Annotated in this window: 16 protein-coding genes; 1 reads left to right on the top strand and 15 read right to left on the bottom strand. The window is 37.0% G+C overall.

Going from position 1 to position 12053, the window contains the following annotated elements:
* Window positions 1–40: 40 nt before the first annotated feature.
* From accC to HUW50_RS00420, 11 genes are all read right to left on the bottom strand, one after another.
* Window positions 41–1393 carry an acetyl-CoA carboxylase biotin carboxylase subunit gene (gene accC / locus HUW50_RS00370; RefSeq protein ID WP_066335339.1) on the bottom strand — a complete coding sequence of 451 codons (1353 nt, stop codon included), beginning with the start codon at window positions 1391–1393 and terminating at the stop codon, window positions 41–43.
* Between the two features lie 12 nt (window positions 1394–1405).
* On the bottom strand, window positions 1406–1900 hold the full coding sequence (gene accB, locus HUW50_RS00375; protein WP_066335336.1) for an acetyl-CoA carboxylase biotin carboxyl carrier protein: 495 nt from the start codon (window positions 1898–1900) through the stop codon (window positions 1406–1408).
* 473 nt (window positions 1901–2373) lie between these two features.
* The gene (locus HUW50_RS00380; protein ID WP_185654020.1) at window positions 2374–3108 is read right to left on the bottom strand and encodes a SpoIIIAH-like family protein; all 735 of its coding nucleotides are present in this window, start codon (window positions 3106–3108) and stop codon (window positions 2374–2376) included.
* 3 nt (window positions 3109–3111) lie between these two features.
* Window positions 3112–3765, bottom strand: coding sequence for a stage III sporulation protein AG (gene spoIIIAG, locus HUW50_RS00385; protein ID WP_066335333.1), 654 nt, complete (start codon window positions 3763–3765; stop codon window positions 3112–3114).
* A complete protein-coding gene (gene spoIIIAF, locus HUW50_RS00390) occupies window positions 3755–4408 on the bottom strand; it encodes a stage III sporulation protein AF (protein WP_066335328.1) in 654 nt (217 codons plus the stop codon). Before spoIIIAF ends, spoIIIAG begins: the two co-directional genes overlap by 11 nt.
* A gap of 42 nt (window positions 4409–4450) precedes the next feature.
* The gene (spoIIIAE, locus tag HUW50_RS00395) at window positions 4451–5647 is read right to left on the bottom strand and encodes a stage III sporulation protein AE (RefSeq protein ID WP_066335323.1); all 1197 of its coding nucleotides are present in this window, start codon (window positions 5645–5647) and stop codon (window positions 4451–4453) included.
* Between the two features lie 41 nt (window positions 5648–5688).
* Window positions 5689–6081 (bottom strand): stage III sporulation protein AD, encoded by a 393-nt coding sequence (spoIIIAD, locus tag HUW50_RS00400; RefSeq protein ID WP_232329055.1) that lies wholly within the window; start codon window positions 6079–6081, stop codon window positions 5689–5691.
* Window positions 6082–6093: 12 nt separating this feature from the next.
* Window positions 6094–6300, bottom strand: a complete 207-nt coding sequence (gene spoIIIAC, locus HUW50_RS00405; protein WP_026558844.1) for a stage III sporulation protein AC — start codon at window positions 6298–6300, stop codon at window positions 6094–6096.
* A gap of 22 nt (window positions 6301–6322) precedes the next feature.
* Entirely contained in the window at window positions 6323–6838 is a 516-nt protein-coding gene (gene spoIIIAB, locus HUW50_RS00410) for a stage III sporulation protein SpoIIIAB (RefSeq protein ID WP_066335315.1), read from the bottom strand.
* Window positions 6835–7755, bottom strand: a complete 921-nt coding sequence (gene spoIIIAA, locus HUW50_RS00415; protein WP_066335310.1) for a stage III sporulation protein AA — start codon at window positions 7753–7755, stop codon at window positions 6835–6837. The genes spoIIIAB and spoIIIAA overlap by 4 nt, the downstream gene beginning before the upstream one ends.
* A 105-nt stretch (window positions 7756–7860) precedes the next feature.
* Window positions 7861–8142 (bottom strand): YqhV family protein, encoded by a 282-nt coding sequence (locus tag HUW50_RS00420; protein WP_066335303.1) that lies wholly within the window; start codon window positions 8140–8142, stop codon window positions 7861–7863.
* Between the two features lie 308 nt (window positions 8143–8450).
* On the opposite strand from HUW50_RS00420, the gene HUW50_RS00425 reads away from it, so the two are divergent.
* Window positions 8451–8900 carry a hypothetical protein gene (locus HUW50_RS00425; protein WP_185653567.1) on the top strand — a complete coding sequence of 150 codons (450 nt, stop codon included), beginning with the start codon at window positions 8451–8453 and terminating at the stop codon, window positions 8898–8900.
* 52 nt (window positions 8901–8952) lie between these two features.
* On the opposite strand, the gene efp is transcribed toward HUW50_RS00425, so the two are convergent.
* The 4 genes from efp to HUW50_RS00445 all read right to left on the bottom strand — a co-directional run bounded on the left by efp (window position 8953) and on the right by HUW50_RS00445 (window position 12053).
* On the bottom strand, window positions 8953–9510 hold the full coding sequence (gene efp, locus HUW50_RS00430) for an elongation factor P (protein WP_066335294.1): 558 nt from the start codon (window positions 9508–9510) through the stop codon (window positions 8953–8955).
* A gap of 117 nt (window positions 9511–9627) precedes the next feature.
* Entirely contained in the window at window positions 9628–10689 is a 1062-nt protein-coding gene (locus tag HUW50_RS00435) for a M24 family metallopeptidase (RefSeq protein WP_185653568.1), read from the bottom strand.
* On the bottom strand, window positions 10686–11129 hold the full coding sequence (gene aroQ, locus HUW50_RS00440; protein ID WP_185653569.1) for a type II 3-dehydroquinate dehydratase: 444 nt from the start codon (window positions 11127–11129) through the stop codon (window positions 10686–10688). The genes HUW50_RS00435 and aroQ overlap by 4 nt, the downstream gene beginning before the upstream one ends.
* 390 nt (window positions 11130–11519) lie before the next feature.
* The gene (locus tag HUW50_RS00445) at window positions 11520–12053 is read right to left on the bottom strand and encodes a YqhR family membrane protein (protein WP_066335279.1); all 534 of its coding nucleotides are present in this window, start codon (window positions 12051–12053) and stop codon (window positions 11520–11522) included.

Consider the following 12053-nt stretch of genomic DNA (forward strand, 5'->3'; position numbering starts at 1 on the left):
GTTATTAGTATCTTTCAAGGGTCAGCACCTCCGAATAAATTTACGAATCCATGACCTTATACATTTCTAAAAATTTCGTGTTAAAATCACCTGATACAAATTTTTCATGTTCAAGAAGTCGCATATGAAATGGAATTGTTGTAGAAATTCCTTCTATAACAAATTCACTTAATGCACGCTTCATTCGAGCAATTGCTTCATCTCTTGTTGCACCATACGTTATCAACTTTGCTATCATTGAATCATAGTATGGTGGAATTGAGTATCCTGGATATACCGCTGAATCTACTCTAACACCTAGACCACCAGGGGGCAAGTACATCTCAATTTTACCTGGAGATGGCATAAAGTTCTTTTCTGGATTTTCGGCATTAATTCGGCATTCGATTGCCCAGCCATTAAATGTAACCTCATCTTGAGTCACAGGTAATTTTTCTCCTGAAGCAACTTTGATTTGCTCTTTAATTAAGTCGATTCCAGTTACCATTTCTGTTACCGGATGCTCTACTTGGATACGTGTATTCATTTCCATAAAGTAAAACTTTTTATTAATATGATCAAAAATAAATTCAACCGTTCCCGCACCTGTATAAGCTACTGCCGCTGCTGCTTTAACTGCGGCATCACCCATTTGTGCACGAATTGTTTCATCGAGCGCAGGTGATGGCGTTTCTTCGATGAGTTTTTGCAGTCTACGTTGAATGGAACAGTCACGTTCACCTAGATGAATAACATTTCCATGTGAATCAGCTAACACTTGAATTTCAACATGGCGGAAATCCTCAATGTATTTCTCAATATAAACGCCTGGGTTACCAAATGCAGTAGCTGCCTCTTGTTGGGTAATTTCAATCCCTTTTACTAGTGCTTGCTCATCTACAGCAACGCGGATACCTTTTCCACCACCACCAGCAGTTGCTTTTATTATAACAGGATATCCCATATCGTTTGCCAGCATTTTTGCTTCTTCGATGTTTTCGATAATTCCTTTAGAACCTGGAACTATTGGGACACCTGCTTTACGCATTGTTTCTCTTGCAACATCCTTTGTGCCCATTTTTGAAATGGCTTCTGCACTTGGTCCGACAAAGATAATATTGCATTCTTTACAAAGCTCTGCAAAATCTGCATTTTCTGCTAAGAAACCATAGCCTGGATGAATTGCTTCGCTTCCAGTTAATTTTGCGACACTAATTATGTTTGTAAAATTTAAATAGCTATCTTTTGAAGCAGTTGGACCGATACAATACGCTTCATCTGCAAGCTGTACATGTAATGCTTCACGATCTGCTTCAGAAAAAACAGCAACTGTTTCGATATCTAATTCCTTACATGCTCGGATAATTCGAACAGCAATTTCTCCTCGATTGGCGATTAGTAATTTCTTTATCATCATTTTGGCTCCTTACTCAGGCTTAACAAGGAATAAAGGTTGACCATACTCGACAAGCTGTCCATTTTGAACGAGTATTTCGACGATCTCACCCTTCACTTCTGCTTCAATTTCATTGAAGAGCTTCATTGCTTCTACAATACAAACGACTGATTCTTTTGTAACCTTTGATCCAACTTCTACGTAATTGCCAGCTTCAGGTGAAGATGCTGCATAAAACGTACCTACCATTGGAGACGTAATCTTATGTAAATGAGATGTATCAGCTGTAGGTGCTTCAACAGTTTCCTGTGTTGGAGCTCCAACAACTGGTGCTTGGGCTTGTACTGGTTGTGCTTGTACTGACTCAAGCGTAGGGGAAGTGGCTACAGTACGTACTACCGTTTCGACTTCAGGTAATTGCTTTTTCATTTTTATTTTTGAACCTTCGTGCTCAAATGAAAATTCATTAATTGATGAGTGATCGATTAATTTAATAATTTCTCTGATTTCTTGTATTTTTAGCATGCTTAGGCACCCCTTTAATCATATGATCATTTACGTAAAAACATGATCTACTAATTTATAGTCTAGTACTAAAACTTAGTCCCATAATATTATCTTACGATACATCACTGAAGAAATTCAACAACAATTGTACCCATTTCCTCAGGTTTCTACTGATTTTCATAAGTGTTTTTGATTGTTTTCCTTTTTATTCAGCTTTGCTAGTCGTATTTTACATTCTATCTTATAGTTTACCATCTTGTCATTCATGTACCTAATTAGTTACTATGAAAAATAGTATTATCTTTAATTTCTTTAAAATGAAGTCCCTGTTAAACTTGGTTGTTGATGTACGCTTAAGCGTTCACTTTCCGCGATTTGTCCGGGAGCATCACGTATCCGTTCCAATCAACAGTGAGCATTAACTACAGCCAAAATAAAAAAGTCAATCCGATTAATAATCAGATTGACCACTTCATATATTTAAAGCTTAATTATTGTTCAAATGTAACGACCACGTTCTCCATATTTTCCATTTCATCTCTTACAAGCACCATAATCTTGTTAGCAGCAGATTTGTCATGCTCTTTTGATGCTTTTACTGTAATTTTTACATTGTTTCCTTCTGCACGAACAAGTGCATCATCATAGCCTTGTGATTTAATAAGCGTCTCAAGAACTGTTTCCTTATGTGCTGCTTCGTCTAATGCTTCCATTTCGTCATACGCCTCGTTCTTTTCTTCAGGAGTTGTATCATTACTTGCAACGATTGTATCTAATTGACCCTTTCTTTTGCTGCGCTGATCTTCTAATTCCATACGTAATTCTGCAAATAATTCATCGCTAGTCACACTAGAAATTACAGTTCCATCCTCAAGCTCTTCTGTTTGTACTTCTCCTTCTTCAGCGTTGGCTCCAGTTTCATCCTGAGACTCTCCTTTTTCAGAGTCTTTGCCGTCTTTGCCGTCTTTACCTTCTTCAGCTGGCTGTTTTTCTTCTTCTGTTGCAGGCTGTTTTTCTTCTTCTTGTGCAGGCTGTTCTTCTTCAGCTGCTGGCTGTTTTTCCTCCGCTAGCTCATTAACATCTGCAGTATTTTCACTAACCTCTTGATTCTCTTCTGTCATGACTATGTTGCTAGTTCCACCGTCTGGAGAAGTTACATAATAAACGGATAATACCACCACTAAACTTAACATTGTTAATAACCAAACCGTTTGTTTTTTCAACATCATCTATTCATCCTCCTTCATTTTTTTCGACTCCACAGCTACACGATGACTAGGTACACCTAATGCACGTGTTACCGCGTCTATAATTGTTTGCTTTATATGAATGTTGTCAGCACCTTGAGCGACAATTAAGACTCCACGAACCTCGGGTTTTTTTACTTGCACGACAATCGGAACCTCTTTTTCGCCTTCTTGAATGATGACAACTTGTTCATCTATTGATTGGTCTTCCACTTCTCTTTTGCCGCCTTCACGGTCGGTTTCTGTTGTAACCTGGCTCCCAGTAACCCTGTTTTTTTCAACAATCTTTTGTGAAGTTGAATCAACATTCACTACAACTGAAACATTTCCTACACCAGATATTGTTTCTAGTACTTCTTTTAATTGGTTTTCATATTCGGCTTCATAGTCAGAGATGGAGCCAGTACTATCTCCCTTTGTTTGCTTAAACACTTCAGTACTTTCATCAGTAGCTGTAGAAGTAGTTGGTAAAGCGTTATTCTTATTTTCATCAGTAGTAAAAAGATTGCTAATAAGCATGAACGCTATCCCTAATACGAAAACAAGAATAAAATATTGAAATTTTGATGGTTTCTTAGAATTTGACTGGCTAAGTAAGGACTTTAGCTTTTGGATGAAGCTTTCTTTATTGCTCATCTAATGACTCCTCCCCCCCTTCCAATTCGAGTGTGATTTTTTCTTCTTCTACTTCCCAAATTTTTGCTAAATACGCGGTAATCTCTTCTGAATTTAGCTGTGCTTCTGGATCGTCAGTTGGAAGTTCTTTTGTGGTGTCAATCGATATTGATTGGACAGCTTCAACTGCTTCTTGTCCTGCTACTTCCTCAGCTTCATTTTGTTGTAAGACTACACGGATATGCTGGAGATCATTCTGAGAGTTTATGTCGTCTACTTGTTCAGATTCGGAAAGAAGGATTGTTTCAATCGTTAAGTCATAGTTTTGCACCAGCTCCTCTTTTGCCATCGTTTTCATTTGGACAGCCATTTGTTCTAAAATATATGCACGTTGTGAGGCTTGTATTTCTTTTTTCTGAAATTCTATTAAATTTTTTACCTCATTTTCTTCTGATGGTGCTACAGACTGGAATTCCGAGAGGATTACATTCATATCTGTGTTGAATAATTTAAAGATTGGATTGATTATGACAATTATTAATAATAGGCTAATAACCATTTTTGCATATTTCTGCATCGATGAATTTGGTAATAATAAATCAATAACCACAGCTAGTAGAATAAATACGATAATATTAGTAATCCATTCTGTTAAAAATGACAAAGTAGATTCCCCCCTCCTCATTAAAGTCCGAATAATCCTGCTTTACCGCATCATAATTGTCAGATTACCAGCGGCAATTATCACAGTTAAGCTTAAAAAAAACATGAGAGAGACAATTGCCAATGCTGCAAAAATATAGATAACACTTTTACTAATAATATCTAAACACGCGATAACCGGACCTCCACCTAGAGGCTGTAGGATCGACGCGGCGAATTTATAAATAAACGCTAGCGATAACACTTTAATTGCGGGAAATGCAGCAATTAACAACAAGATCGCTACACCGATCACTCCAACTGTATTCTTCAATAAAATCGATGCACTAATGACCGTATCTGTCGCATCGGTAAACATTCTTCCTAAAACAGGGATGAAATTTCCGGTAATAAACTTTGCCGTTCGAATTGTGATCCCATCTGTAACAGCTGCAGAAGCACCTTGAACAGATATTACACCAAGGAATATAGTTAAAAACGATGCAAGCAGGCCAATGCTTATATTTCTAAGTAATCCTGCAAGCTGTGTCACTTTGTATTGATCTGTCAATGTACTCACGATATTCAATAAGGCCGAGAGAAACAGTAGCGGTAATACAATATTTTGGATCAACAATCCACTTGTATTCATTAAAAAGATAATAACCGGATGAAAAAAGGCTGCTGAAGCTAGTCCACCTGAAGATGCCATTAAAGCTAATAAGAGGGGAATTAACGCAAGGATGAAATTAGTCATAGATTGAATGGCATTATTTGTATATTGAATAGCGACATGAAAACTATTTAGAGCGATTATGATCAACACCATATAGACGAGAGCGTAGGCAACCTTACTTACTGCGCTTTGATTAAATGCATTTTGTAATAACTGCAACAACATGCTGAAAACAGTTAACAAGATTAATGTACCAAGTAATTTCCCATTCGCTAGTAGCTCATGAAATAAAAATTTCAGAAACGCCTTCATCCATTCTTGAAAGGAAAGTTCCTTTTCCCCACTTAAAAATTGCAGCAAACTACCTTTCTGACTTTCCGGTAAAAAACCACCATATTCTGTCATCACTTCATCCCAATAGTTTTTAATATCATTAATCTCGAGCTTTTCTACCTGCTCATCGACAATCATATTTGCATTAGGAGTATCAGGTTCTTCAGTCTGCTGAGGTGTCTCAGAGGCTTGTACATTTATTGGGATTGCTAGAAAGAGTGAAATAAGAATAAGAGCTAGAAACGTTCGCATTTACACACCCCCAAACTTTATACAAATTTCCTATCACACTATTACGTACCTGGAATCATTCCAAGAACTGTTTCAATAATGACGGTTAAAATCGGGATTGCCATCGTTAGGATAAGAATCTTCCCGCCTAGTTCAATCTTAGATGCGATTGCACCTTGTCCAGCATCCTTTGTTATTTGCGCACCAAACTCTGCTATATAAGCAATTCCAATTATCTTTAAAATCGTTTCAACATATATGAGATTAACGTTCGCATGTATCGCAATTCGTTCAACCATTCGAATAATTTCATATACCTGATCGATTAAAAATAAAAAAATAACACAACCAACAAATACGACAAGCATAAAGGCGAAGGTGGGCTTTTGCTCTTTTACGATTAGGGCAAGAAAGGTTGCGATCAGCCCTAGACCTACAATTTGAATAATTTCGATGAGAAGCCCCCCTTACCCTTGGAAAAGAAAGACCGATTTTATCTTTTTAAATAGATCATCTACAATTGATGCAACCATAAATAAAATATAAATAAAGCCAATGAGTGTTACCCATTGTGCATATTCTTTTTTTCCCATTTGATCTAAAATTGTGTGAAGGAATGCAACGACTATTCCTATCCCGGCAATTTGAAAGATTGTGTTTATATCTACGCCCACCTGCGACGACTCCCTTCCACTTCTACATCAATAAAATGACTAAAAGTAAACCAGCTAGTACCCCTAGACTTTTCATCATACGTTCATAACGATTTTGCCGATCAATTGCATCTGCTTCTTCTCTCTCTAAGTGCGAAAGCGTTAACTTTATATGTTTTTGCTGTGAGATTCTATCATGTTGACCAAGTGTTTCGCCAAACTGTTTTAACACTTCATATTCACCTTGTTTAAAGGCTGTGAAACGCCAAACATCTTGAAGACTTTCCTCCCAAGCACCCTTAACACTCGTATGACCTTTTTCTAGCTTTTTTGCAAATTGCTCGAAAAAGATTGATAAGGGTTTCGGTAATTGCTTTGAAATATGTTGAGCTGCAACAATTAACGATGTATGTCCATACATAATCTCAGCTTCTAATGATTGCAGCGCTACCTTAAGCTGTCTAAGCTGCCTTGTTCTTTCACTTAAATGTTTTGCAGCTTCGAAGCCAGCCCAGGTTGTTGCAAGAATTATGAGTAACGCACCCATCCACTTGATCATTTGATCCCACTTCTTTCTATTTGTAAATACTCACCATGTTGATTAAGGATTTGTTGAACAGTTCCAGGTCCATCTTTTCTAGATAATTCCATATATCGATCAAATACATTTGCTTGCAATAACATCTTTAATGTAGGGCGATTGGTTAGCTCACTAGCTTGATACCCATGAACAGTAACAAATAACTGTACACCTGCATGAACGGCTTCCATCACTGCTTCTGCATCTTCCTTCGTACCAATCTCATCCACAATTAATACATCAGGACTCATTGAACGAATCATCATCATCATGCCTTCCGCTTTTGGACAAGCATCGAGAACATCAATTCGTTCACCAAGCTGATGCTGTGGAACCCCCTTCACACAACCTGCAATTTCTGATCGCTCATCAACAATTCCTACCTTTTTTGATTCGATCTGCTTAAAGCCACTGCTTATTACTCTCGCAAAATCTCTAAGTAATGTTGTTTTACCTGTTTGTGGCGGACCAATAATTAACGTATTCAACCACTTTCCAGCATATAAATATGGAATATAATTCTCTGCAATACCTATCTTTTCTCTAGCTATCCTGATATTAAATGAAGTAACATCACGAATCGCCTTAACTCGTCCATTTTCCGTAATAACTCTTCCAGAAAGACCAACGCGATGCCCTCCACGAACTGTTATATAGCCCTTTTTTAATTCTTCTTCTAATGTATAAATCGAATAGTGACTTAGCTCGTTTAGTAGATTAATTGAGTCTTCATATGTCGTTACATATGATAGAAAAACAGGTTTCCCCATTATGATGACTTCGACCCGTTTCATCACACGAATGCGGATTTCCTCAATTCGCCCCAAACTTGCAGGATGTAGTTTCCCTATCTGGTTACTGATCGATTCCGGAAGCATCTCAATTATTTCCTTCACACCGCTTCCTCCTATTAGCCAATTGTTACTTTCAATGTATGCATGCTTGACCACATTCATGACTTAATTGTCCTGATGATTTTTGCCTTTCTAAACTTCTTCTTTCTACTTATAAATTCCAAATAAAATAAAAAACACACCAAGACCAATAAACAGCAATTTTGCATAGGATAATTGATCAGCAATATGGAAGATACCAATAGTCATCGTAACTATAAAAATTACTGGACCCACGATTGCTAAGAGTGAATTGATTGTGACGGCCTTTTTTACATCATTGAATACCAACATTAAAATAGCTGCTGTTAATTCGATTGAGGCAGACAAAAAGCGTAAGCCTGCCATTGTTAAAACAGTTGAATCAATATGAGAAAAAAATCGTTTCATGTTGTCCTCCTAAAGTACAGTTTGTACACCATATGCTAAAGGTAGGTATTTTAGACAAGGAAGGTTTATAATAAAAAGAAAAAATGCTTATTGGTTAAGGGGTGTAAACGCTGTTAATTTTTTCTAAACTATCATCTCAAATTGGAGAGAAAACAGAAGAGGGCAATCGAATCGTAGCAAAGGAATGTATCCATACCCCAGAACTACTAAATGAACTAGTAGAAGGATTTACAAGTAATAACAAAGCGTTAATTGGTGATTGTGTAGAGGTATTTACAAAGGTTTCCGAGGAAAAACCTGAATTAGTCGTGCCTTTTACAAGTCTAATACTCCCTTTACTAGCATCTAATTCCACACGTATTCGCTGGGAAGCAACCCATACAATATCGTTACTCACTCCATATATTTCAGAGCAAATCTTTTCTCTTTTACCAGCAATAAGCGAACAGATTCGTACAGATAAAAGTACGATTGTAAGAGATTACTCTGTCCAAACAATTTGTAACTTTGCAGAGATTGGTGAACCTGAAGCACTTGCTGCATTTCCAATATTAAAAGAAGCACTTTCCTTATGGGAAGGGAAACATCGTGGGCGAATTCTAACTGGATTATTAAATGTTTGCAAGCATGCTCCGACATGTATTCTTGAAATTAGAGGAATTGCTGAGGAATACGTTGAGGATAATAGAAGTGGTGTTAAAAAAGCAGCTAAAGTTTTAATGAAGGCGATTATTAAGGAATCGTGTAGATTTTCTTAAAGCATGCAAAAAAGAGGTGCATTAGAGCACCTCTTTTACAGGACATTATATATCACGCACGTGAAACGTAAGAAGCTTCAGTCGTATTAATGATTAGACGATCGCCTTCGTTAATGAAGAATGGAACTTGAACGGATAAACCAGTTTCTAAGATCGCTGGCTTCGTACCACCTGAAGCAGTATCACCTTTAATACCTGGTTCTGTTTCAGTAACCTCTAACTCAACTGTATTTGGTAATTCCACACCTAAAGTTTCAGTACCAAACATCATAATTTGAATTTCCATATTTTCTTTTAAGAATTTTAATTCATATTCTATTTGAGTTGATGGTAATTCGATTTGATCATATGTTTCTGTATCCATGAATGCGTGCTGATCTCCATTTGCATAAAGATATTGCATTCTACGTGTTTCAATTTGAGCCTTCGCAACTTTTTCGCCAGCTCGGAACGTTTTCTCTTGAACAGCTCCTGTGCGAAGATTACGTAATTTAGAACGGACAAATGCTGCACCTTTACCAGGTTTTACGTGTTGGAAATCCATTACACGCCAAATGCCGTTATCAACCTCGATTGTTAGTCCTGTACGAAAATCGTTAACTGAAATCATGAAAAAAGTCCTCCTAAATAACTTAAATAAGGGATTTTAGAACGTGGGACCTCTTTTGGCCTCATTGGTTCTAAAAAATAGTGTCTATTCTTATATGTAAAGAACATGTATTCCCTATTACAAAATAATAAGATCTTTTGGTGAATGAGACAGTGACTCATTTCCGGATTTGGTGACAACTGTATCATCTTCAATTCTTACTCCACCAAGACCTGCTACATAAATACCGGGTTCGACTGTAACAACCATACCTGGTTCAAGAACTGTGTCAGATCTAAGTGATAAGGCAGGTCCTTCGTGTACTTCCATTCCCAATCCATGACCTGTAGAATGTCCGAAATACTCACCATACCCTTGCTCACTAATATAATCACGTGTAAGAGCATCAGCCTCTTTACCTGTCATGCCTGGTTTTATTCCATTCATGCCACGTAACTGAGCTTCAAGAACAGTCGAATAAATTTTCTTCAACTTTTCACTCGGTTCCCCAACAGCAAATGTTCTTGTGATGTCTGAACAATATCCTTTGTAGTATGCACCAAAATCAAGCGTAACAAAATCACCTTTTTCAATTTCTTTGTCACTAGCTACCCCATGCGGTAATGCAGAACGATAACCTGAAGCAACAATAATATCAAAAGATGAAGATACAGCACCATTTTTTCTCATAAAAAATTCAAGTTCATTCGCAACTTCAATTTCTTTTAAGCCTGGTTTCACATACGTTAAAATATGCTTATAGGCTGCGTCAGCAATCTCTGTAGCTTCCTTTAATATCTTAATCTCTGCAGGAGACTTAATCAAGCGTAACTTTTCTACTGCACCTGATACTGGTACAAATTCGGCTCCTGTTAAAGACTTATTATAGAAAGAATAAGCTTGATATGTAAGGTGGTCTTGTTCAAAGCCTAGCTTTTTAATCCCTAATTTGGAAACGATTGATGCAACTTCCTCATGTATAGGTCCTTTATGCTGGACAATCTCATAGCCTTCGACTTCTTTTGCTGCTTGCTCAGTATAACGGAAATCTGTAATGAAAACAGCCTTATTCTCAGAAATAACGGCAACACCAGCAGTGCCAGTAAATCCAGTCATGTATCTGCGATTGAATTCACTCGTAATTAAAAGTCCATCAATAGATAATTCCTGAAATCGGTTGCGGATTTTTTCTAATTTCATCGTTGGATTCCCCCTACTCTCTCCTTTAATGCGAGCATTGCTAGCTCATAACCTTTAAAACCAAGTCCGATGATTTGACCGATTGTGACTGGAGCAGTTACAGATGTGTGGCGAAATTCTTCTCTTGCATGAACATTTGAAATATGAACTTCAATAACCGGGAATGATACACTTGCAATAGCATCACGGATCGCGTAGCTATAATGTGTAAAAGCTCCAGGGTTCAATACAATCCCATCAAATTGATCCTCGGCTTCATGGATGGCATCAATGATATCACCTTCATGATTTGATTGAAAACAAGTGACTTCAATTTGTTCAACTTCTCCAAACGCTAACAAATCCATTTCTAAATCAGTTAATGTTTTGGACCCATAAATAGCAGGCTCGCGTAAGCCAAGTCTATTCAGGTTTGGTCCATTTATCACTAAAAACTTCATGAATTCTTGCACCTCATTTCGTAGTAAAAAAGCGAAACCATCATCATCTTACTATTTAATTGCCCTGTTAAACTTGGTTGTTGATTTCCGCTGAGGGCGTTCGTCCCAATCAACAAAGTGCCAACAACAACAGTGAGCTTTAAAAGAGCCTATAAAAAAAGAATGTTCAGCTAATGAACATTCTATCATAACTAATCGCTTTCATACTATGTTTTCCTTTAGCAAATGAGGGCGGAATCTCACTAATTCATGCTTATAAACATTCTAAGACTAGTTTCTCAGCAATAACTATTTATATAGGTTTCATGATAATACCGCTATATAATAATGATCGCGTAATAGTAGCTTAGATTAACCTTTATCCATTAGACGTTAACTCACGTTTTTCATCTAATTCTCATTGTTCGTATTTAATTCATTGTGATCAAAGGAAATCGAGTAGCCAACAAAAACTCCGTACAGAATATAAAGGCATGCTGTTGTCACAATCGTGGCGCGCGATAACTCAAAAACAGTTTTAAGATTTGGAAATATAGGGTTTAATATAAAAAAAACAAGACCCCATAATGCAACTCCATATAAAATCCCAATCCACATTGACTTGAATCGTTTTAAAATAGCATAATAAGCCAAAGCAACACCAATCGATAGTAACCCTATTAAAACAATACTAATAAATTCTCCAAGCGTACCATTTTTCCAATCTCCTAACGCAATCGGTTGGAGGATAAGATTGGGACTAACTTCTGTAAAATTCAATAGTGAAGATAAGTATGCTAAAAAACTCCAAAATACACCACCGATAAAACCTGTTGAGATAACTTTGCCAAGTTGCGAAACTGGTTTTTCTCTTTTGTTCTGCTCTAAATTCGGATTATCTTTATCCTGTTTTTGTTCATCATTTTGATTTTTTTTATCTGCCAT

Origin of the sequence: Metabacillus sp. KUDC1714, assembly GCF_014217835.1 — a bacterium.
Classification (GTDB): domain Bacteria; phylum Bacillota; class Bacilli; order Bacillales; family Bacillaceae; genus Metabacillus; species Metabacillus rhizosphaerae.

Bases quoted from the DNA above. Each gene is read 5' to 3' on its own strand.
- efp (WP_066335294.1), bottom strand. From the start codon at position 9,510: ATGATTTCAGTTAACGATTTTCGTACAGGACTAACAATCGAGGTTGAT.
- spoIIIAG (WP_066335333.1), bottom strand. From the start codon at position 3,765: ATGAGCAATAAAGAAAGCTTCATCCAAAAGCTAAAGTCCTTACTTAGC.
- HUW50_RS00435 (WP_185653568.1), bottom strand. From the start codon at position 10,689: ATGAAATTAGAAAAAATCCGCAACCGATTTCAGGAATTATCTATTGAT.
- spoIIIAE (WP_066335323.1), bottom strand. From the start codon at position 5,647: ATGCGAACGTTTCTAGCTCTTATTCTTATTTCACTCTTTCTAGCAATC.
- HUW50_RS00380 (WP_185654020.1), bottom strand. From the start codon at position 3,108: ATGTTGAAAAAACAAACGGTTTGGTTATTAACAATGTTAAGTTTAGTG.
- accB (WP_066335336.1), bottom strand. From the start codon at position 1,900: ATGCTAAAAATACAAGAAATCAGAGAAATTATTAAATTAATCGATCAC.
- aroQ (WP_185653569.1), bottom strand. From the start codon at position 11,129: ATGAAGTTTTTAGTGATAAATGGACCAAACCTGAATAGACTTGGCTTA.
- HUW50_RS00445 (WP_066335279.1), bottom strand. From the start codon at position 12,053: ATGGCAGATAAAAAAAATCAAAATGATGAACAAAAACAGGATAAAGAT.
- HUW50_RS00420 (WP_066335303.1), bottom strand. From the start codon at position 8,142: ATGAAACGATTTTTTTCTCATATTGATTCAACTGTTTTAACAATGGCA.
- accC (WP_066335339.1), bottom strand. From the start codon at position 1,393: ATGATAAAGAAATTACTAATCGCCAATCGAGGAGAAATTGCTGTTCGA.
- spoIIIAB (WP_066335315.1), bottom strand. From the start codon at position 6,838: ATGATCAAGTGGATGGGTGCGTTACTCATAATTCTTGCAACAACCTGG.